Origin of the sequence: Cellulomonas fengjieae (genome assembly GCF_018388465.1) — a bacterium.
In the GTDB taxonomy this organism is placed as follows: domain Bacteria; phylum Actinomycetota; class Actinomycetes; order Actinomycetales; family Cellulomonadaceae; genus Cellulomonas; species Cellulomonas fengjieae.
The window spans coordinates 1,591,312-1,611,303 of record NZ_CP074404.1; the positions used below are offsets into that span (position 1 = coordinate 1,591,312).

Below are 19,992 nucleotides of genomic sequence, written 5' to 3' on the forward strand. Positions count from 1 at the left end.
CCGCAGCATCCCCGAACCACGCACACATCGAAGAGAGAAGAACATGACTGAGCGCGTCGTCCTTGCCTACTCCGGCGGCCTGGACACCTCCGTCGGCATCGGCTGGATCGCCGAGGCGACCGGTGCCGAGGTGATCGCCGTGGCGGTCGACGTCGGCCAGGGCGGCGAGGACCTCAACGTCATCCGCCAGCGCGCCCTGGACTGCGGCGCGGTGGAGGCCTACGTGGCCGACGCCCGCGACGAGTTCGCGACCGAGTACTGCATGCCCGCGCTCAAGGCGAACGCGCTCTACCTCGACCGCTACCCGCTGGTCTCGGCGCTGTCCCGGCCCGTCATCGTCAAGCACCTGGTGCGCGCCGCCCGCCAGTTCGGCGCGACGACGGTGGCCCACGGCTGCACGGGCAAGGGCAACGACCAGGTCCGCTTCGAGGTCGGCATCACCTCGCTCGCGCCCGACCTGACGTGCCTGGCGCCGGTCCGTGACCTCGCGCTGACCCGCGACAAGGCCATCGATTTCGCGACGCGCAACGCGCTGCCGATCGAGACGACCAAGCACAACCCGTTCTCGATCGACCAGAACGTCTGGGGTCGCGCCGTCGAGACGGGCTTCCTCGAGGACATCTGGAACGGTCCCACGAAGGACGTCTACACCTACACCGACGACCCCACGTTCCCGCCGGTCGCCGACGAGGTCGTCATCACCTTCGAGGCGGGCATCCCGGTCGCGCTCGACGGCGTGCCCGTCACGCCCCTGCAGGCCATCCAGGAGATGAACCGCCGAGCCGGTGCCCAGGGCATCGGCCGCATCGACATCGTCGAGGACCGCCTGGTCGGCATCAAGTCGCGCGAGGTCTACGAGGCGCCCGGCGCCATCGCCCTGATCGCGGCGCACCAGGAGCTCGAGAACGTCACGGTCGAGCGCGAGCAGGCCCGGTTCAAGCGCGGCGTCGAGCAGCGCTGGACCGAGCTCGTCTACGACGGCCAGTGGTTCTCGCCGCTGAAGAAGTCGCTCGAGGTGTTCGTGGACGACACGCAGCGCTATGTCTCCGGCGATGTGCGGATCGTCCTGCACGGCGGCCGCGCGACCGTCACGGGCCGCCGCTCGGACGCGAGCCTCTACGACTTCAACCTCGCGACGTACGACACGGGCGACTCCTTCGACCAGTCGGCCGCCAAGGGCTTCATCGAGATCTACGGCCTGTCCTCCAAGCTGGCCGCGGCGCGCGACGTGCGCTTCGGCAACGGCGTGGACCTCGGCACGCAGGGCGGCATCAGTGGCTGACCAGCAGTCCGTCGTCGGCCCGACCGGGCCCGTCCAGGCGGCCGGCAACGTCTCCCTGTGGGGTGGCCGGTTCGCCGGCGGTCCGTCGGAGGCCCTCCAGGCGCTGTCGCAGTCGACCCACTTCGACTGGCGGCTCGCCCGGCACGACATCGCCGGCTCGATCGCCCACGCCCGCGTCCTGCACGGCGCGGGGCTGCTGTCCGACGACGAGCTCACGGGCATGGTCGACGCGCTCGAACGGCTGCGCGCCGACGTGGACAGCGGTGACTTCCTGCCGGTGCTCGAGGACGAGGACGTGCACACGGCGCTCGAGCGCGGTCTCATCGACCGGGCGGGCGTGGACCTCGGCGGGAAGATCCGCGCGGGCCGCTCGCGCAACGACCAGATCGCCACGCTCGTGCGGATGTACCTGCGGGAGGAGTCGCGCGCCCTGGCGCGGCTGGTCCTGGACGTCGTCGACGCCCTCGTCGCGCAGGCCGACCGTGCCGGGCAGGCGCCGATGCCGGGCCGCACTCACCTGCAGCACGCCCAGCCGGTCCTGCTCGCGCACCACCTGCTGGCGCACGCCTGGCCGCTGCTGCGCGACGTCGAGCGGTGGGTCGACTGGGACGCCCGCGCCGCCCGGTCGCCGTACGGCTCGGGCGCCCTGGCGGGGTCGTCGCTCGGGCTCGACCCTGCCGCGGTCGCCGCCGAGCTGGGCTTCGACGGCCCGGTCGAGAACTCGATCGACGGCACCGCGTCGCGGGACGTCGTCGCCGAGTTCGCGTTCGTCGCCGCGATGCTCGCGGTGGACGTCTCGCGGCTGGCCGAGGACATCATCCTGTGGGCCACCAAGGAGTTCGGCTTCGTCAAGCTCCACGACGCCTACTCGACCGGGTCGAGCATCATGCCGCAGAAGAAGAACCCCGACATCGCCGAGCTCGCGCGCGGGAAGGCGGGCCGCCTCGTCGGTGACCTGACCGGCCTGCTCACCACGCTCAAGGGCCTCCCGCTCGCGTACAACCGCGACCTGCAGGAGGACAAGGAGCCGGTCTTCGACCAGGTGGACCAGCTCGCCGTGCTGCTGCCGGCCTTCGCGGGCATGGTTGCCACGCTCGAGTTCGACACCGACCGGCTGGCTGCGCTCGCCCCTCAGGGGTTCTCGCTCGCCACCGACATCGCCGAGTGGCTGGTGCGGACCGGGGTGCCGTTCCGGGTCGCGCACGAGGTCGCGGGCGCGTGCGTCCGGGCGTGCGAGGAGCACGAGCCGCCGATCGAGCTGTGGGACCTCACGGACGACGAGCTGGCCGCCATCTCGCCGCACCTGACGCCCGAGGTCCACTCGGTCCTCACGGTGGAGGGGTCGCTCGCATCGCGGTCCGCCTACGGCGGCACCGCACCGGTACGTGTGGCGGAGCAGCTGGAGCGCGCCCGCGCACGGTCCGCGGAGCTGCGCACCTGGACGTCGTGATCGCCGACGAGCTCGTCCGCCGGGCGCGGGCCGCGCGCCCGCGCCTCGGCCCGGTGCGGCTCGTGGCCGTCGACGGTCCCGCGGGGTCCGGCAAGACGACACTGGCGGCCGAGCTGGGCGCCCGCGGCGCGACGGTGCTGCATCTCGACGACCTCTACGAGGGCTGGTCGGGGCTGGAGGGCTCGTTGTGGCCGCGGCTGTCGGCGCAGGTCCTCGAGCCGCTGCGCCGCGGGGTGCCCGGTCGCTACCAGCGCTACGACTGGACGACGGGGACGTTCGCGGAGTGGGTCGACGTCCCGGTCCCGGAGCTGCTCGTCGTCGAGGGCTGCGGGTCCGCGCGGCGTGCGGTCGACCCGGTCGCGGTCCTGCGCGTCTGGGTCGAGGCACCGGCGGACCTGCGCCTCGCGCGTGGGCTGGAGCGCGACGGCGCCGAGGCCCGGGAGCTCTGGCTGACCTGGATGGCGGACGAGGCCGAGCACTTCGCCCGGGAACGGACGCGCGAGCGCTGCGACGTCAGGCTCGACTCGTCGGGCGGCGCGCTCGTCGAGGTCGCGGACGGTGCGGCGTCCTGAGCGCCGGGATCGACCCGCGGGCTACGGGGCCGTGCGGCAAGATGGTCGCGTGAACCCGTCGGAGCCGCTCGAGAGCCCGGACGCCGCCGGTCGGCGCGCGCCCGTGGTGGTCCCGGCGCGCGTGTGGTTCGCCCGCCCGGTGCACCTCGTCGCTCGCGACCTGCTCGGCGCGTGCCTGACGTCGCGGTCGCCCGAGGGTGACGTCACGCTGCGGATCACCGAGGTCGAGGCCTACGGCGGTGCCGAGGACCCGGGTTCCCACGCGTACCGCGGACGCACCGCGCGCAACGCGGTGATGTTCGCCGAGCCGGGCCGGTTGTACGTATACCGGCACCTCGGGCTGCACCACTGCGTCAACGTCGTCACCCAGCCCGCGGGAAGCCCGTCGGCGGTCCTGCTGCGCGCTGGGGAGATCGTCGAGGGCAAGGACCTCGCGTGGGCCCGTCGCGAGGCGGTCGGCGTCGTCGACTCGGAACGCCAGCTCGCGCGCGGCCCGGCCCGGCTCGCCGTGGCGCTCGGCATCGACCTGACCGCCAACGGCGCGGACGTCACCGAGGCGGGCGGCGACCTCGTCCTGCACCGCCACCAGGTCCTCGCCCAGCCGACCCACAAGTCCGGCCCCCGCGTCGGTGTCTCGGGTGCGGGCGGCGAGGGCTCCCGGTTCCCGTGGCGCTACTGGCTGACCGACGAGCGCACCGTGTCCGCGTACCGCCCGGCGTATCGCGCGCCGGCGTCGGTAGACGTCTCGTGAGAGACGACGACGCCGGCCGGACCGCCTCGCCCCCTGACTTCGCCGTGCACACGCCGGCCGACCCCCTGGAGACCTCGTGAACCACATCCTCGACGAGCTCGACTGGCGAGGGCTGATCGCCCAGACCACCGACCTGGACGCGCTGCGGGCGGCGCTGTCCGCCGGGCCGGTCTCGCTCTACTGCGGGTTCGACCCCACCGCGCCCAGCCTGCACATCGGCAACCTCGTGCAGATCCTCACGGTGCGGCGCCTGCAGGACGCGGGCCACACCCCCTTCGCTCTCGTCGGGGGCGCGACCGGCCTCATCGGCGACCCGAAGATGGCGGGGGAGCGCACGCTCAACGACCCCGACGTCGTGTCCGGCTGGGTGGAGCGCATCCGCAAGCAGATCGAGCCCCTGCTGCGGTTCGACGGCCCGCACGCCGCCACGATGGTCAACAACCTGGACTGGACCGCGCCGCTGTCCGCGATCGACTTCCTGCGGGACATCGGCAAGCACTACCGGCTGGGCACGATGCTCGCCAAGGACACGGTCGCCCGGCGCCTGAACAGCGACACCGGGATCAGCTTCACCGAGTTCAGCTACCAGATCCTGCAGGGCATGGACTACCTCGAGCTGCACCGCCGGCACGGGATCACCCTGCAGACGGGTGGCAGCGACCAGTGGGGCAACCTGCTGTCGGGGGTCGAGCTCATCCGCAAGGCGGAGGGCGTCGCCGTGCACGCCCTGACCACGCCGCTGATCACCAAGGCCGACGGGACCAAGTTCGGCAAGACGGAGTCGGGCACCGTCTGGCTGGACCCCGAGCTCACGACGCCGTACGCGTTCTTCCAGTTCTGGCTCAACGTCGACGATGCCGACGTGGTGGGCTACCTCAAGGTGTTCAGCTTCGAGTCGCGCGAACGGATCGAGCAGCTCGAGGCCGCCGTCGCCGAGCGGCCGGCCGCCCGCGAGGCGCAGCGGGCACTCGCCTACGAGGTGACCGCGCTCGTGCACGGCACGGCGGCGGCCGACCAGGTGGTGGCGGCGAGCCAGGCGCTGTTCGGGCGGGGGTCGCTCGCCGATCTCGACGCCTCCACGCTTGCCGCCGCGGTCGCCGAGCTGCCGTCCGCGCCCGGCGCGGTGGGAGCGTCGATCGCCGACCTGTTCGCCGCCACCGGCGTCGTCTCCAGCAAGGGGGCGGCCCGACGCGCGATCGCGGAGGGCGGCGCCTCGGTGAACAACGTCCGGGTCCCGTCCGAGGACGCGGTCCTCACGGCCGACGACCTCCTGCACGGACGGTGGGCGGTCCTGCGCAGGGGCAAGCGGACGCTCGCGGTGGTCGATGCGGAGGCCTGAACGCCTCCCGCCGCACGTCCAGACCCCCGCGACCGCCAGGACGCGGGGGTCTGCTGCTCCCGGTGGGCCGCCTGACCTGCGTGTTCGCCTGTCCGGGTGGACGGGTGACCCGGGTCACCGAGCAGCGATTTGCCACCCCCCGCAACCTGCGCGTAATGTTCTCGATGTCGCCCGAGAGGGAGGAACGGACACCGCGGATCGAACCACGGTGGCTGGTCCCTAGGGTGGCCACCCCCGATCGTGTTGACAGGCGCTTCGTGCGCCCGGATGCTGACGGGGACGGGCTTCCAGGCCCGCTGATGTCGCCCGACAGGGTGGCGAGAAGCGGTCAGGAAGTCAGGTAAGATTCAGAACGACAAAGCCTCTCGGACGAGATCGAAAGATCTTGAGGAGATGCGCGTCTGTTCCTTGAGAACTCAACAGTGTGCCAAATAGTCGATGCCATATGGCTCGCTATCTGAGGGTGTGTCCGCTCGTTTGGGTGGGTGTGTCTGATGGTGGTGGGTCTTGGTTGAGATAGATGTCCGTTCTTTCACCTCCGTGGGAGGCGGCATCAAAATTCAGCCGAATCTGAACGGTCCTTATCGGGACCATTTCGTTTGTCGGTTGCTCTGCTGCTTTCGGGTGGCGGGGTGCCATGTAGACATTAACGGAGAGTTTGATTCTGGCTCAGGACGAACGCTGGCGGCGTGCTTAACACATGCAAGTCGAACGGTGACGACCAGCTTGCTGGTCTGATCAGTGGCGAACGGGTGAGTAACACGTGAGCAACCTACCCCAGACTCTGGAATAACCATGGGAAACGATGGCTAATACCGGATACGAGACGTGCACGCATGTGTGGCGTCTGGAAAGATTTATCGGTCTGGGATGGGCTCGCGGCCTATCAGCTTGTTGGTGGGGTAGTGGCCTACCAAGGCGACGACGGGTAGCCGGCCTGAGAGGGCGACCGGCCACACTGGGACTGAGATACGGCCCAGACTCCTACGGGAGGCAGCAGTGGGGAATATTGCACAATGGGCGCAAGCCTGATGCAGCGACGCCGCGTGAGGGATGACGGCCTTCGGGTTGTAAACCTCTTTCAGCAGGGAAGAAGCGAAAGTGACGGTACCTGCAGAAGAAGCGCCGGCTAACTACGTGCCAGCAGCCGCGGTAATACGTAGGGCGCAAGCGTTGTCCGGAATTATTGGGCGTAAAGAGCTCGTAGGCGGTTTGTCGCGTCTGCTGTGAAAACCTAAGGCTCAACCTTGGGCTTGCAGTGGGTACGGGCAGACTAGAGTGCGGTAGGGGTGACTGGAATTCCTGGTGTAGCGGTGGAATGCGCAGATATCAGGAGGAACACCGATGGCGAAGGCAGGTCACTGGGCCGCAACTGACGCTGAGGAGCGAAAGCATGGGGAGCGAACAGGATTAGATACCCTGGTAGTCCATGCCGTAAACGTTGGGCACTAGGTGTGGGGCTCATTCCACGAGTTCCGTGCCGCAGCAAACGCATTAAGTGCCCCGCCTGGGGAGTACGGCCGCAAGGCTAAAACTCAAAGAAATTGACGGGGGCCCGCACAAGCGGCGGAGCATGCGGATTAATTCGATGCAACGCGAAGAACCTTACCAAGGCTTGACATACACCGGAAACTTCCAGAGATGGTTGCCCCGCAAGGTCGGTGTACAGGTGGTGCATGGTTGTCGTCAGCTCGTGTCGTGAGATGTTGGGTTAAGTCCCGCAACGAGCGCAACCCTCGTCCCATGTTGCCAGCGGGTTATGCCGGGGACTCATGGGAGACTGCCGGGGTCAACTCGGAGGAAGGTGGGGATGACGTCAAATCATCATGCCCCTTATGTCTTGGGCTTCACGCATGCTACAATGGCCGGTACAAAGGGCTGCGATACCGCGAGGTGGAGCGAATCCCAAAAAGCCGGTCTCAGTTCGGATTGGGGTCTGCAACTCGACCCCATGAAGTCGGAGTCGCTAGTAATCGCAGATCAGCAACGCTGCGGTGAATACGTTCCCGGGCCTTGTACACACCGCCCGTCAAGTCACGAAAGTCGGTAACACCCGAAGCCGGTGGCCCAACCCTTGTGGAGGGAGCTGTCGAAGGTGGGACTGGCGATTGGGACTAAGTCGTAACAAGGTAGCCGTACCGGAAGGTGCGGCTGGATCACCTCCTTTCTAAGGAGCATCTGGCATCAGGTTGTCCTGTCATGGGGTGGCTGTGGTGTCCAGGCCCGTTGTCCCTGCCGAACGAGTGGGGGACGGTGCTCGAGGGTGGAACATCGACTGTGGCCGGCTTTCGAGCTGGTGGCGACCTAGTACGCCGGGCCCTTTGGGGTTCCGGGTGGGAACGGATCGTTGCTGGTGAGGGGTCGGCTGGGCACGCTGTTGGGTCCTGAGGGAACAGCCGGAAGGTTGTTCGTTCAGGGTCGCTACGAGTCGCATCGCCGCCTGTGGGTGGGGGTGGGGCTCGGGTGGCTGCGGGCTGGTACCGCTCAGACGAACCGCTCTTGCTGGTGCCTTCGGGTGCGGTGGGGTAGGCGCTGGGGTGAGGGTGCTGGTTTCCCGGTCGTAGCTTGAGAACTGCACAGTGGACGCGAGCATCTTTTATGAATGATCTTTGTGGTCAAGTTTATAAGGGCACAGGGTGGATGCCTTGGCACTAGGAGCCGAAGAAGGACGTTGTAGCCTGCGATAAGCCTCGGGGAGTTGGCAAACGAACCGTGATCCGAGGATGTCCGAATGGGGAAACCCCGCACGAGTCATGTCGTGTGACCCGCACCTGAATATATAGGGTGTGTGGAGGGAACGGCGGGAAGTGAAACATCTCAGTACCGCCAGGAAGAGATATTCCGTGAGTAGTGGCGAGCGAAAGCGGATCAGGCCAAACCGTGTACGTGTTCAAGCCGGCAGGCGTTGCGTGCACGGGGTTGTGGGACCTTTCAGCTGGTTCTGCCGATCCAGCAGGGAGTCAGAAAGTCGCGTCATAGTCGAAGGGCATTGAAAGGCCCGGCACAGAGGGTGTGACCCCCGTAGACGAAATGGCGTGGCCTCCCGAAGGGGATCCCAAGTAGCTCCGGGCCCGAGAAACCTGGAGTGAATCTGCACAGACCACTGTGTAAGCCTAAATACTACCTAGTGACCGATAGCGGACAAGTACCGTGAGGGAAAGGTGAAAAGTACCCCGGGAGGGGAGTGAAATAGTACCTGAAACCGTGTGCCTACAATCCGTTGGAGCCTCCCTAGCAGGGGTGACAGCGTGCCTTTTGAAGAATGAGCCTGCGAGTTAGTGGTACGTGGCGAGGTTAACCCGTGTGGGGAAGCCGTAGCGAAAGCGAGTCCGAATAGGGCGATTCAGTCGCGTGCTCTAGACCCGAAGCGGAGTGATCTAGCCATGGGCAGGTTGAAGCGCGGGTAAGACCGCGTGGAGGACCGAACCCACCAGGGTTGAAAACCTGGGGGATGACCTGTGGTTAGGGGTGAAAGGCCAATCAAACTCCGTGATAGCTGGTTCTCCCCGAAATGCATTTAGGTGCAGCGTCACGTGTTTCTTGCCGGAGGTAGAGCTACTGGATAGCCGATGGGCCCCAACAGGTTACTGACGTTAGCCAAACTCCGAATGCCGGTAAGCCAGAGCGTGGCAGTGAGACTGCGGGGGATAAGCTCCGTAGTCGAGAGGGAAACAGCCCAGACCACCAGCTAAGGCCCCTAAGCGTATGCTAAGTGGGAAAGGATGTGGAGTTGCACAGACAACCAGGAGGTTGGCTTAGAAGCAGCCACCCTTGAAAGAGTGCGTAATAGCTCACTGGTCAAGTGATTCCGCGCCGACAATGTAGCGGGGCTCAAGTATACCGCCGAAGCTGTGGCATTCACATATCAGCTCAGCGCACCTTTTGGGTGTGTTCAGGCGTGTGGATGGGTAGGGGAGCGTCGTGTGGCGAGTGAAGTCGCGGGGTAACCCAGCGGTGGACGCCACACGAGTGAGAATGCAGGCATGAGTAGCGAAAGACGGGTGAGAAACCCGTCCGCCGAATGATCAAGGGTTCCAGGGCCAGGCTAATCCGCCCTGGGTAAGTCGGGACCTAAGGCGAGGCCGACAGGCGTAGTCGATGGACAACGGGTTGATATTCCCGTACCGGCGAAGAACCGCCCATACCGAGCCCGGTGATGCTAAGCGCCCGAGCTCTCGCATCGTCCCTTCGGGGACACCGCGGGAGGGAGCGCGTGACCCGAACCGGTAGTAGGTAAGCGTATTAACAGGGGTGACGCAGGAAGGTAGCCAAGCGTGGCGATGGTAGTCCACGTCCAAGGTCGTAGGGCGAGGTGTAGGCAAATCCGCACCTCATATAGCCTGAGAGCTCACGGTGACCGCGAATGCGGGAATCTGGTGATCCTATGCTGCCAAGAAAAGCCTCGACGCGAGGTTCTAGCCGCCCGTACCCCAAACCGACTCAGGTGATCAGGTAGAGAATACCAAGGCGATCGAGAGAATCGTGGTTAAGGAACTCGGCAAAATGCCCCCGTAACTTCGGGAGAAGGGGGGCCTGAAGCGTGATCCGGCTAGCCCGGGGAGCGTGAAGGGCCGCAGAGACCAGGGAGAAGCGACTGTTTACTAAAAACACAGGTCCGTGCGAAGTCGCAAGACGATGTATACGGACTGACGCCTGCCCGGTGCTGGAAGGTTAAGAGGACGGGTCAGCCGCAAGGCGAAGCTCAGAATTTAAGCCCCAGTAAACGGCGGTGGTAACTATAACCATCCTAAGGTAGCGAAATTCCTTGTCGGGTAAGTTCCGACCTGCACGAATGGCGTAACGACTTCTCCGCTGTCTCAACCGCGAACTCGGCGAAATTGCACTACGAGTAAAGATGCTCGTTACGCGCAGCAGGACGGAAAGACCCCGGGACCTTTACTATAGCTTGGTATTGGTGTTCGGTGCGGCTTGTGTAGGATAGGTGGGAGACTGTGAAGCCGGCACGCCAGTGTCGGTGGAGTCAACGTTGAAATACCACTCTGGTCGCTCTGGATATCTAACCTCGGTCCGTGATCCGGATCAGGGACAGTGCCTGGTGGGTAGTTTAACTGGGGCGGTTGCCTCCTAAAATGTAACGGAGGCGCTCAAAGGTTCCCTCAGCCTGGTTGGCAATCAGGTGGCGAGTGCAAGTGCACAAGGGAGCTTGACTGTGAGACTGACAGGTCGAGCAGGGACGAAAGTCGGAACTAGTGATCCGGCGGTGGCTTGTGGAAGCGCCGTCGCTCAACGGATAAAAGGTACCCCGGGGATAACAGGCTGATCTTGCCCAAGAGTCCATATCGACGGCATGGTTTGGCACCTCGATGTCGGCTCGTCGCATCCTGGGGCTGGAGTAGGTCCCAAGGGTTGGGCTGTTCGCCCATTAAAGCGGTACGCGAGCTGGGTTTAGAACGTCGTGAGACAGTTCGGTCCCTATCCGCTGCGCGCGCAGGAAACTTGAGAAGGGCTGTCCCTAGTACGAGAGGACCGGGACGGACGAACCTCTGGTGTGCCAGTTGTTCCGCCAGGAGCACGGCTGGTTAGCTACGTTCGGAAGGGATAACCGCTGAAAGCATCTAAGCGGGAAGCCTGCTTCAAGATGAGGTTTCCATGCCCCCTTGAGGGGTGAGAGGCTCCCAGCTAGACCACTGGGTAGATAGGCCGGATGTGGAAGAGGGGACTAAAGACCCTCGCAGCTGACCGGTACTAATAAGCCGACAACTTCACCACACCATTCATTGCGTGTACGCGTCCACTGTGCGGTTCCCGAGGTACGAACGGGAATCCCGTTTGAGAACTCGATAGCGTTACGGCGGTCATAGCGAAGGGGAAACGCCCGGTCCCATTCCGAACCCGGAAGCTAAGCCCTTCAGCGCCGATGGTACTGCACTCGCCAGGGTGTGGGAGAGTAGGACGCCGCCGGACATCATTCAGGAAAAGCCACCCCTTACGGGGGTGGCTTTTCCTGTTTCACCACCAGTTCTGTGCGCGCAACGCCGGGCGTATTGATCACCAAGAATCACCGCAGTCTTCTCCTTGCTGCGCTCCACCAGACGGCCCTCGCGGCCGCTGTGCAGCGTTCACAGCCGGGGATGAGACCATGGGGCGGTCGATCGCGACGAGGAGAGCACACAGATGAACAGCGAGAATCGTGCCGGGCGCACGCCTGACGAGCGGGGTCGATCGGGCGGGGCGGACCGCGGTCGTCCCGACCGCGACAACAGCTCGTCCCGTAGCCCCCGTGGCTCCCAGGGCGGTGGCGCGTCGCGCGGTGGGTACTCCGGTGGTGGACGACCTGCGACGGGCGGGTCTCGCGGCGGCGACCGCCCTGCCTACGGCGCCAGGTCGGGCAGCGACTCGGCCGGCCGTGGCGAGCGCGCCTCGTACGGGGACCGCGGCGGCGACCGTCCCAGCTATGGCGGTCGTCCGTCGGGTGAGCGTCCCTCGTACGGTGACCGTTCCGGCGGTCGTCCCTCGGGTGACCGTCCTTCCTTCGGTGACCGTTCCGGTCGTCCCTCCGGTGACCGCCCCTCCTACGGTGACCGTTCCGGCGGTCGTCCGTCTGGTGACCGTCCTTCGTACGGTGACCGTTCCGGTCGTCCGTCTGGCGACCGTCCCTCGTACGGGCAGCGTCCCTCTGGAGACCGCCCGTCCTTCGGTGACCGTTCTGGTCGCCCGTCGGGTGACCGTCCGTCCTTCGGTGACCGTTCCGGTGGTCGCCCGACCGGTGACCGTCCGTCCTTCGGTGACCGTTCCGGTGGTCGTCCTTCGGGTGACCGTCCCTCGTACGGTGACCGTTCCGGTGGTCGTCCCTCGGGTGACCGTCCCTCCTACGGTGACCGTCCCGGTCGTCCCTCGGGCGACCGTCCCTCCTACGGTGACCGTCCCGGTCGTCCCTCGGGCGACCGTCCCTCCTACGGTGACCGTTCCGGTCGTCCCTCCGGTGACCGCCCCTCCTACGGTGACCGTCCCGGTCGCCCGTCGGGTGACCGTCCCTCGTACGGTGAGCGTTCCGGTGGTCGTCCCTCGGGTGACCGTCCCTCGTACGGTGACCGTTCCGGTCGTCCCTCCGGTGACCGCCCCTCCTACGGTGACCGTCCCGGTCGCCCGTCGGGTGACCGCCCCTCGTACGGTGACCGTTCCGGTGGTGGTCGTCCCTCCGGTGACCGTCCCTCCTACGGGGATCGCTCCGGTGGTCGTCCTTCGGGTGACCGTCCCTCGTACGGTGAGCGTTCCGGTGGTCGTCCCTCGGGTGACCGCCCCTCCTACGGTGACCGTTCCGGTGGTCGTCCCTCTGGAGACCGCCCCTCCTACGGTGACCGTCCCGGTCGCCCGTCGGGTGACCGCCCGTCCTTCGGTGACCGGTCCGGTGGTGGTCGTCCCTCGGGTGACCGTCCGTCGTACGGTGACCGGTCCGGTGGTGGTCGTCCCTCCGGTGACCGGCCCGCCTACGGTGACCGTTCCGGTGGTCGCCCGACCGGTGACCGTCCGTCTTATGGCGACCGCTCCGGCCGCCCTTCGGGCGAGCGCCCGACCGGTGACCGTCCGTCCCATGGCGACCGCCCGGAGCGCAGCGCGTCCCGCCCGCCCGCCGGCGGCCACCGCGGTGACCGACCGGCCACGGGTGACCGTCGGCCCCCGGCCGGCCGCCCGACAAGCGACGATCGTTCCGCTCCGCGTGGCGGGTACGGCACCGGTGCGGACCGCCGCGACGATGATGACCGCCGCCTGACGCGCCCGCCGCAGGACGAGCGCGTGGTCGCACCGGACGTCCCCGACGACGTCGTGTTCAGCGAGCTGGACAAGTCGGTCCGCGGGCGGCTGCGCACGCTGAGCAAGGACAACGCCGACGGCGTCGGACGGCACCTCGTCATGGTGGGTCGACTCCTCGACACCGAGCCCGAGCTCGCGTACGAGCACGCCCAGGCAGCGGTCCGCCGTGCGGGTCGCGTCGACGTGGTCCGGGAGGCCGCCGGTCTGGCGGCGTACCGCACGGGTCGGTACGCCGAGGCGCTGCGCGAGCTGCGCACCGTGCGACGGCTCAACGGTTCCTCCGAGCACCTGGCGATCATGGCGGACTGCGAGCGAGGACTCGGCAGGCCTGAGCGGGCACTGTCCCTCGCGCAGGAGCCCGAGGCGCAGACCCTCGACGCCGACGCGGTGGTCGAGCTGGCGATGGTCGTCAGCGGGGCGCGGCTGGACCTCGGTCAGGCAGACGCGGCTGTGGCGGCTCTGGCCACTCCGGCGGTGCGTGCCGCCAAGGGCCTGCTCGCCGTCCGCGTGGCCCAGGCCCGTGCGACCGCGCTCGAGGCGGCCGGGCGGTCGGCGGACGCCGCCGCCGAGCTCGCGCCGTATACGCAGGACCAGCTCGACGAGGCCGCCGGCGACGTCGAGGTCGAGGACGAGGTGGTCTCGTTCGACCTGAGCGAGTTCGACGAGGACGGTGAGTACGACGAGGAGGCACCGGAGACGCCCTCCGATACCGTCATCGCCGCCGACGAGAACCGTGAGACCGATGACGATGCAGACGACGACGAGCAGGCCCAGCCTGCCGACGTCGCCGACACGTCGGAGGTCGACGGCGAGGAGCCGGCCGACGTCATCGACGGGCCCGCGTCGAGCGAGCCCGGTTCGGACCAGGCGGAGGGCGGTCGGTGACGGGCGGTCTCGTCGGGTCGGTGACGCCGCTCGCTGACCGGTTCGACCTCGCCCTCGTCGACCTGGATGGTGTCGCCTACCGCGGGCACGAGCCGATCGACGGTGCCGCCGAAGGGCTGACGGCGGCTCGCTCCCGCGGGATGCGGCTGGTGTTCGTGACCAACAACGCGTCGCGCGAGCCGGAGTCCGTCGCGGAGCAGCTCACCGAGCTGGGCATCGCCGCGCAGGCGTCGGAGGTCATGACGGCGGCGCAGGCGGCCGCGCAGCTGCTGCTGACCCGGTTGCCGCGCGGCTCGAAGGTGCTCGTCGTGGGCGGCGCGGGGCTGGTGACGGCCGTGCGGTCGGCCGGGTTCGAGGTCGTGCACTCGGCGGACGACGAACCCGCGGCGGTCGCGCAGGGATTCGCTCCCGAGGTGGGCTGGCCGCAGCTGGCCGAGGCGGCATATGCCGTCGGCCGTGGGGCGTGGCACGTGGCGTCGAACCTCGACCTCAGCCTGCCGACGGCGCGTGGGTTCGCACCCGGCAACGGTTCGCTCGTCGGCGCCGTGCGGGCGGCGACCGGTGTCGTGCCGGACAGCGCGGGCAAGCCCTCGCCGACCATGTACGACATGGCCGTGGAGCGGGCGGGCGCGCGCGAGACGCTCGTCGTCGGAGACCGGCTGGACACGGACCTGGCCGGCGCGCGCGCCGGTGGGTACGTCGGACTGCACGTGCTCACGGGCGTCAGCTCGGCGCGTGACGACGTCCTGGCCACGCCGGGGGAGCGTCCGCACCTCATCGGCGCCGACCTGCGCTCCCTGCTCGTCGCGCACCCGGAGCCCCTGCGGGGTCCGGAGGGCTGGTGGACGGTGCGGGACGCGTCGGCGCGGGTGCTCGACGGCCGGCTCGAGCTCGGACGCACCGCGACGAGCTCCGTCGAGGACGAGGTGGACGTCGTCCGCGCGGCGTGCGCTGCCGCGTGGGCCGCGGTCGACGACGGGATCGAGCTGGACCCGACCTCGGTGCCCGAGCTGGCGACAGGGCTCCAGCACGACTGAGCACGTCGGGACTGTGTGTGCCGACAGGATGCCGTGGGAAGCGCCGGGTACCGTGGGCGCGTCCCGCGGCACGTACGGACCGCGACCACGTCAGGAGGCGCAGTGACCGAGATCGCAACGCCCGGATCGACGTCGGACGACGCCGTCGACGAGGCGCTGTCCGCGTTGGCGGGCCTCGAGGAGCAACCGCTGCGCAACCACGTCGCGGTGTTCGAGGCCGTGCACGGATCCCTGCAGGACCGGCTCGCGGATGCGGAGGGCTGACCCGCGGTGACCACACGCCTGGACACGGAGCTCGTGCGTCGCGGTCTGGCCCGCTCCCGCCGGCACGCCGGGGAGCTGATCGCGGCCGGTCGCGTCAGCGTCGACGGCTCGGCCGTCTCGCGCAGCGCCGTGCAGGTGACGGAGGATCGCAGGGTCCAGGTCGACGCGGACGACGCAGACCCGGGGTACGCCTCGCGGGCCGGCCACAAGCTGGCAGGGGCGCTCGACGCGCTCGGCGCGGACGGGCCCGCGGTCGCGGGACGACACTGCCTCGACGCGGGCGCGAGCACGGGTGGCTTCACCGACGTGCTCCTGCGCCGGGGTGCGGCCGGGGTCGTGGCCGTCGACGTCGGTCACGACCAGCTGGTGGACGTGCTGCGAGCGGACCCGCGCGTCGAGGTCCGCGAGGGCGTCAATGTCCGGACGCTCGCCGCGGGCGACGTCGTGCCCGCGCCCGAGCTCGTGGTGGCCGACCTCTCGTTCATCTCCCTCACGCTCGTGCTGCCCGCGCTCGTCGACGTGGCGCGGCCTGACGCCGACCTCCTGGTGATGGTCAAGCCGCAGTTCGAGGTGGGGCGTGAGCGCCTCGGTTCGGGCGGTGTCGTCCGGCAGCCCGACCTGTGGGTCGACGCCGTGGCCGGTGTCGCCCGTACAGCGGCCGAGCTTGGGCTCGCCGTGCGCGGGGTCGTGCGCAGCCCGCTGCCCGGCCCGAGCGGGAACGTCGAGTTCTTCCTGTGGCTCCGTCGGTCCGACGGTGCCGGCCCGGTCGAGGTGCCCGTGGACCTCATCGGCGCCGTCGTCCGTGCCCGCGCGGAGGGGGACCGATGACCCGAAGAGCGCTCGTCGTCACGCACGGTGGACGCGAGGAGGCCGTCGCCGCGACCCATGAGGCCGTGCGCGAGCTCGAACGCGCCGGCGTCGAGGCGGTGCTGGCGGCCGAGGACGCCGTCGCGACGGACCTGCCCACCTTCGACCTCGCCGTGGTGCTGGGCGGCGATGGGACGATCCTGCGGGCCGCCGAGCTCACGCGGGGGACCTCGGTGCCCATGCTGGGGGTCAACCTGGGGCACGTCGGCTTCCTGGCGGAGAGCGAGCGCGAGGACGTCGCCGAGGCGGTACGGCGGTTGACGGCGGGGGAGTTCGACGTCGAGGAGCGCGGCACGCTCGACGTGCACGTCATGCGCCCGGACGGCAGCACCGGGGTCGGGTGGGCGCTCAACGAGGCGGCGCTCGAGAAGGTCGACCGGTCCCGCATGCTCGAGGTGCTCCTCGAGGTCGACGGGCACCCGCTGTCGTCGTTCGGCTGCGACGGGATCGTGGCCGCCACGGCCACGGGTTCCACCGCGCACGCGTTCTCGGCCGGCGGGCCGGTGGTGTGGCCCGACGTCGACGGCATGATCCTCGTGCCCCTGTCCGCGCACGCCCTGTTCGCACGACCCCTGGTGGTCGGACCGCGCAGCAGGCTCGCGGTCGAGGTGCTCGACCGGTCTCCTGCCCCGGGCCTGGTGACGCTCGACGGGCGGCGGCGCCTCGAGGTCCCCAAGGGCTCGCGGGTCGAGGTCACCCGCAGCGACATCCCCGTGCGACTCGCGCGGCTCACCCCCGCGCCGTTCACGACGAGGCTCGTGAACAAGTTCGGGCTGCCGGTGGACGGCTGGCGCGGGCGGCCGAGCGCGCCCCGGCCGGGCCGACCCACCGATGCGGAGGCGACCCCGTGATCGAGGAGATCCGCATCGAGAACCTCGGCGTCATCGGTCGCGCGCACGTCGATCTCGGGCCGGGGCTCACCGTGATCACGGGTGAGACCGGCGCGGGCAAGACGATGGTGCTGACCGCGCTGAACCTCCTGCTCGGCGGCAAGGCCGACCCGGCGACCGTCCGCGTCGGCGCGACATCGGCGGCGGTCGAGGGACGGGTCGTGCTCGACCCGGGCGCCCCGGCCCTCGCGCGGGCCGCGGAGGCGGGAGCCGACCTGGACGACGACGGCAGCCTGGTGCTCGTGCGCACCGTCGGTGCCGGGACGGACAGCACCACCGGGCGATCGCGCGCCTTCGTCGGCGGCCGCTCGGTGCCGCAGGCGCTGCTCGCCGAGCTCGCGGACGAGCTGGTCACCGTGCACGGCCAGGCGGACCAGGCGCGGCTGCGCTCGCCCGCCGTGCAGCGCGAGGCGCTCGACGAGTTCGTCGGCGCCGCCCACCACGAGGTGCTCGCGCGCTACCGCGCCGCGTGGGCGGAGCGCGCGCGGGTGGACGGTGAGCTCACGGAGCTCGTCGACCGCGCGCTGGACCGCACGCGCGAGGCGGAGCTGCTGCGTCTCGGGCTGGCCGAGGTGGAGCGGGTGGACCCGCAGCCGGACGAGGACGTCACGCTGGCAGAGGAGGTCGACCGGCTCTCGCACGCCGAGGACCTGCGCACCGCCGCGTCGGGAGCGCACGCGGCGCTGGTCGGTGACGACGTCGCCGACGAGGGTGCGGCGGCCGTCGGCACGATCGAGCTCGCCCGCCGGCTGCTCGAGCACGAGGGTGCCCACGACCCGGCGCTCGCCGCCCTGGCCACGCGCGTGGCCGAGGCGGGCTACCTGCTGGCCGACGTGTCCACGGACCTCGCGGCCTACCTCGAGGACCTGCAGGCCGACCCGTTGCGGCTCGAGGCCGCCCAGCGCCGCCGAGCGGAGCTGGGCAGCCTGACCCGCAGCTACGGGTCGACCGTCGGTGAGGTGCTCGTCTGGGCCGACACGGCGGCTCGACGGCTCATGGACCTCGACGGTGGGGACGAGCGGATCGAGGAGCTGCGGGAGGCCCGGGCGCGGCTCGACGGTGAGCTGTCCACCCTGGCGAGCGAGCTGACCGCCGGACGCCTCGGCGGGGCCGAACGACTGTCTGCCGTCGTCTCCGACGAGCTGTCCGGGTTGGCCATGGGGGGCGCGGAGCTGCTCGTGCGCGTCGAGCCCGCGGCGGAGCTCACGGCGCACGGCGCGGACCGGGTCGAGATGCTCCTGGTGCCGCACGCCGGAGCGCCCGCGCGACCGCTCGGCAAGGGCGCGTCGGGTGGTGAGCTGTCCCGCGTGATGCTGGCGATCGAGGTCGCGCTCGCGACCGCTCCCGGCGCGACGCGGCCGGGCACGTTCGTCTTCGACGAGGTTGACGCGGGCGTGGGTGGCCGGGCGGCGATCGAGGTCGGCCGGCGCCTGTCGGCGCTCGCGCAGGGCAGCCAGGTGCTCGTGGTGACGCACCTCGCGCAGGTCGCGGCGTTCGCCGACCGGCACCTGGTGGTCACCAAGTCGACCGCCGACGGCGTGGACGTGGTCACCGAGTCGGACGTGCGATTGGTCACGCGGGACGAGCGGGTACGCGAGCTCGCCCGCATGCTCTCTGGTCAGGAGGACTCGGACGCCGCGCGGACGCATGCCGCAGAGCTGCTCGAGCTCTCGTCCGTGGGACGATGAGCGGCGATGAGAGCCTCACTGCGCAAGCGCACCGCCCTGCCCGAAGCCGGCGACCTCGCCGGCCCGGCACGCGTCGACCCCCGGACCAAGGCGTTGACCAAGCGCCTGCGACCGGGTGACATCGCGGTCATCGACCACCTGGACCTGGACCGGGTCTCCGCCGAGGCCCTCGTCGCCTGCCGGCCGGCCGCCGTGCTCAACGCGGCACGGTCGACGTCGGGCCGGTACCCGAACCTCGGCCCGGAGATCCTCATCGAGGCCGGCATCCCGCTGGTCGACGACCTGGGTGCCGACGTCATGGCGGTGACGGAGGGCCACCGGCTCCGGATCGTGGACGGCGCCGTGTACGAGGGGGGCACGCTCGTCGCCGAGGGTGTGCTGCAGACCGCCGACTCCGTGGCCGCCGCGATGGAGGAGGCGCGCGCGGGCCTCTCCGTGCAGCTGGAGTCGTTCGCGGCGAACACCATGGACTACCTGCGCCGGGAGCGCGACCTGCTCCTCGACGGGATCGGTGTGCCCGACATCTCGACCGAGATCGACGGCCGGCACGTGCTCATCGTGGTCCGCGGCTACCACTACAAGGAAGACCTGGTCACTCTCCGCCCGTACATCCGCGAGTACCGGCCGGTGCTCATCGGCGTGGACGGGGGAGCGGACGCGATCCTCGACGCCGGCTGGAAGCCGGACCTCATCGTCGGCGACATGGACTCGGTGTCCGACCGCGCGCTGAAGTGCGGCGCGGAGGTGGTGGTGCACGCCTACCGCGACGGACGCGCGCCCGGGCTCGCCCGCGTGGAGCAGCTGGACGTCGACCACGTCGTCTTCCCCGCGACCGGCACCAGCGAGGACGTCGCGATGCTGCTCGCGGACGACAAGGGCGCGGAGCTCATCGTCGCCGTCGGGACGCACGCCACCCTCGTCGAGTTCCTCGACAAGGGCCGATCCGGTATGGCGAGCACGTTCCTGACGCGCCTGCGGGTCGGCAGCAAGCTGGTCGACGCCAAGGGCGTCTCGCGCCTCTACCGGAACCGCATCTCGAACCTCCAGCTCGCCTTCCTGGTCCTCGCCGGCCTGCTCGCCCTGGGCGTGGCGCTCGCGTCGACCGCCGCGGGGCAGACCTTGTTCGGCCTGTCGGGCGCCCGTCTCGACGACATCACGTCGTGGATCAGCGGTCTGTTCGGATGACCGCGGCCC

General features: G+C 69.1%; 12 protein-coding genes and 3 rRNA genes. All 15 read left to right on the plus strand.

The annotated features are described in order from the left end of the window. Positions 1-43 precede the first annotated feature (43 nt). On the plus strand, positions 44-1,282 hold the full coding sequence (locus KG102_RS07340) for an argininosuccinate synthase (protein WP_208213770.1): 1,239 nt from the start codon (positions 44-46) through the stop codon (positions 1,280-1,282). Beyond that, complete coding sequence (argH, locus tag KG102_RS07345) at positions 1,275-2,732, plus strand: argininosuccinate lyase (RefSeq protein ID WP_208289111.1); 1,458 nt, start codon at positions 1,275-1,277, stop codon at positions 2,730-2,732. The genes KG102_RS07340 and argH overlap by 8 nt, the downstream gene beginning before the upstream one ends. Continuing rightward, the gene (locus KG102_RS07350; protein WP_208289110.1) at positions 2,729-3,304 is read left to right on the plus strand and encodes a uridine kinase family protein; all 576 of its coding nucleotides are present in this window, start codon (positions 2,729-2,731) and stop codon (positions 3,302-3,304) included. Before argH ends, KG102_RS07350 begins: the two co-directional genes overlap by 4 nt. 49 nt (positions 3,305-3,353) lie before the next feature. After that, positions 3,354-4,055: a DNA-3-methyladenine glycosylase gene (locus KG102_RS07355; RefSeq protein WP_249667511.1), complete on the plus strand. Its 702-nt coding sequence runs from the start codon at positions 3,354-3,356 to the stop codon at positions 4,053-4,055. Between the two features lie 76 nt (positions 4,056-4,131). Next, positions 4,132-5,394 carry a tyrosine--tRNA ligase gene (gene tyrS / locus KG102_RS07360; RefSeq protein WP_208289109.1) on the plus strand — a complete coding sequence of 421 codons (1,263 nt, stop codon included), beginning with the start codon at positions 4,132-4,134 and terminating at the stop codon, positions 5,392-5,394. A gap of 646 nt (positions 5,395-6,040) precedes the next feature. Further along, positions 6,041-7,561: ribosomal RNA gene (locus KG102_RS07365) — 16S ribosomal RNA — on the plus strand. Between the two features lie 446 nt (positions 7,562-8,007). Continuing rightward, positions 8,008-11,124: ribosomal RNA gene (locus KG102_RS07370) — 23S ribosomal RNA — on the plus strand. A 78-nt stretch (positions 11,125-11,202) separates the two neighbouring features. Further along, positions 11,203-11,319, plus strand: a 5S ribosomal RNA gene (gene rrf, locus KG102_RS07375). The 16S, 23S and 5S rRNA genes sit together here, the layout of an rRNA operon. Before the next feature lie 1,830 nt (positions 11,320-13,149). Continuing rightward, the gene (locus KG102_RS07380) at positions 13,150-14,052 is read left to right on the plus strand and encodes a hypothetical protein (RefSeq protein WP_249667512.1); all 903 of its coding nucleotides are present in this window, start codon (positions 13,150-13,152) and stop codon (positions 14,050-14,052) included. After that, positions 14,049-15,089 (plus strand): HAD-IIA family hydrolase, encoded by a 1,041-nt coding sequence (locus KG102_RS07385; RefSeq protein ID WP_208290109.1) that lies wholly within the window; start codon positions 14,049-14,051, stop codon positions 15,087-15,089. The genes KG102_RS07380 and KG102_RS07385 overlap by 4 nt, the downstream gene beginning before the upstream one ends. A 102-nt stretch (positions 15,090-15,191) precedes the next feature. After that, positions 15,192-15,353 (plus strand): hypothetical protein, encoded by a 162-nt coding sequence (locus KG102_RS07390; RefSeq protein ID WP_208213722.1) that lies wholly within the window; start codon positions 15,192-15,194, stop codon positions 15,351-15,353. Positions 15,354-15,359: 6 nt separating this feature from the next. Beyond that, entirely contained in the window at positions 15,360-16,181 is an 822-nt protein-coding gene (locus KG102_RS07395) for a TlyA family RNA methyltransferase (RefSeq protein ID WP_208290108.1), read from the plus strand. Then, complete coding sequence (locus KG102_RS07400; RefSeq protein ID WP_208290107.1) at positions 16,178-17,071, plus strand: NAD kinase; 894 nt, start codon at positions 16,178-16,180, stop codon at positions 17,069-17,071. The genes KG102_RS07395 and KG102_RS07400 overlap by 4 nt, the downstream gene beginning before the upstream one ends. Next, positions 17,068-18,798, plus strand: coding sequence for a DNA repair protein RecN (recN, locus tag KG102_RS07405; protein ID WP_208290106.1), 1,731 nt, complete (start codon positions 17,068-17,070; stop codon positions 18,796-18,798). Before KG102_RS07400 ends, recN begins: the two co-directional genes overlap by 4 nt. A gap of 6 nt (positions 18,799-18,804) precedes the next feature. Beyond that, positions 18,805-19,983, plus strand: coding sequence for a putative cytokinetic ring protein SteA (steA, locus tag KG102_RS07410; RefSeq protein WP_208290105.1), 1,179 nt, complete (start codon positions 18,805-18,807; stop codon positions 19,981-19,983). Positions 19,984-19,992 lie beyond the last annotated feature (9 nt).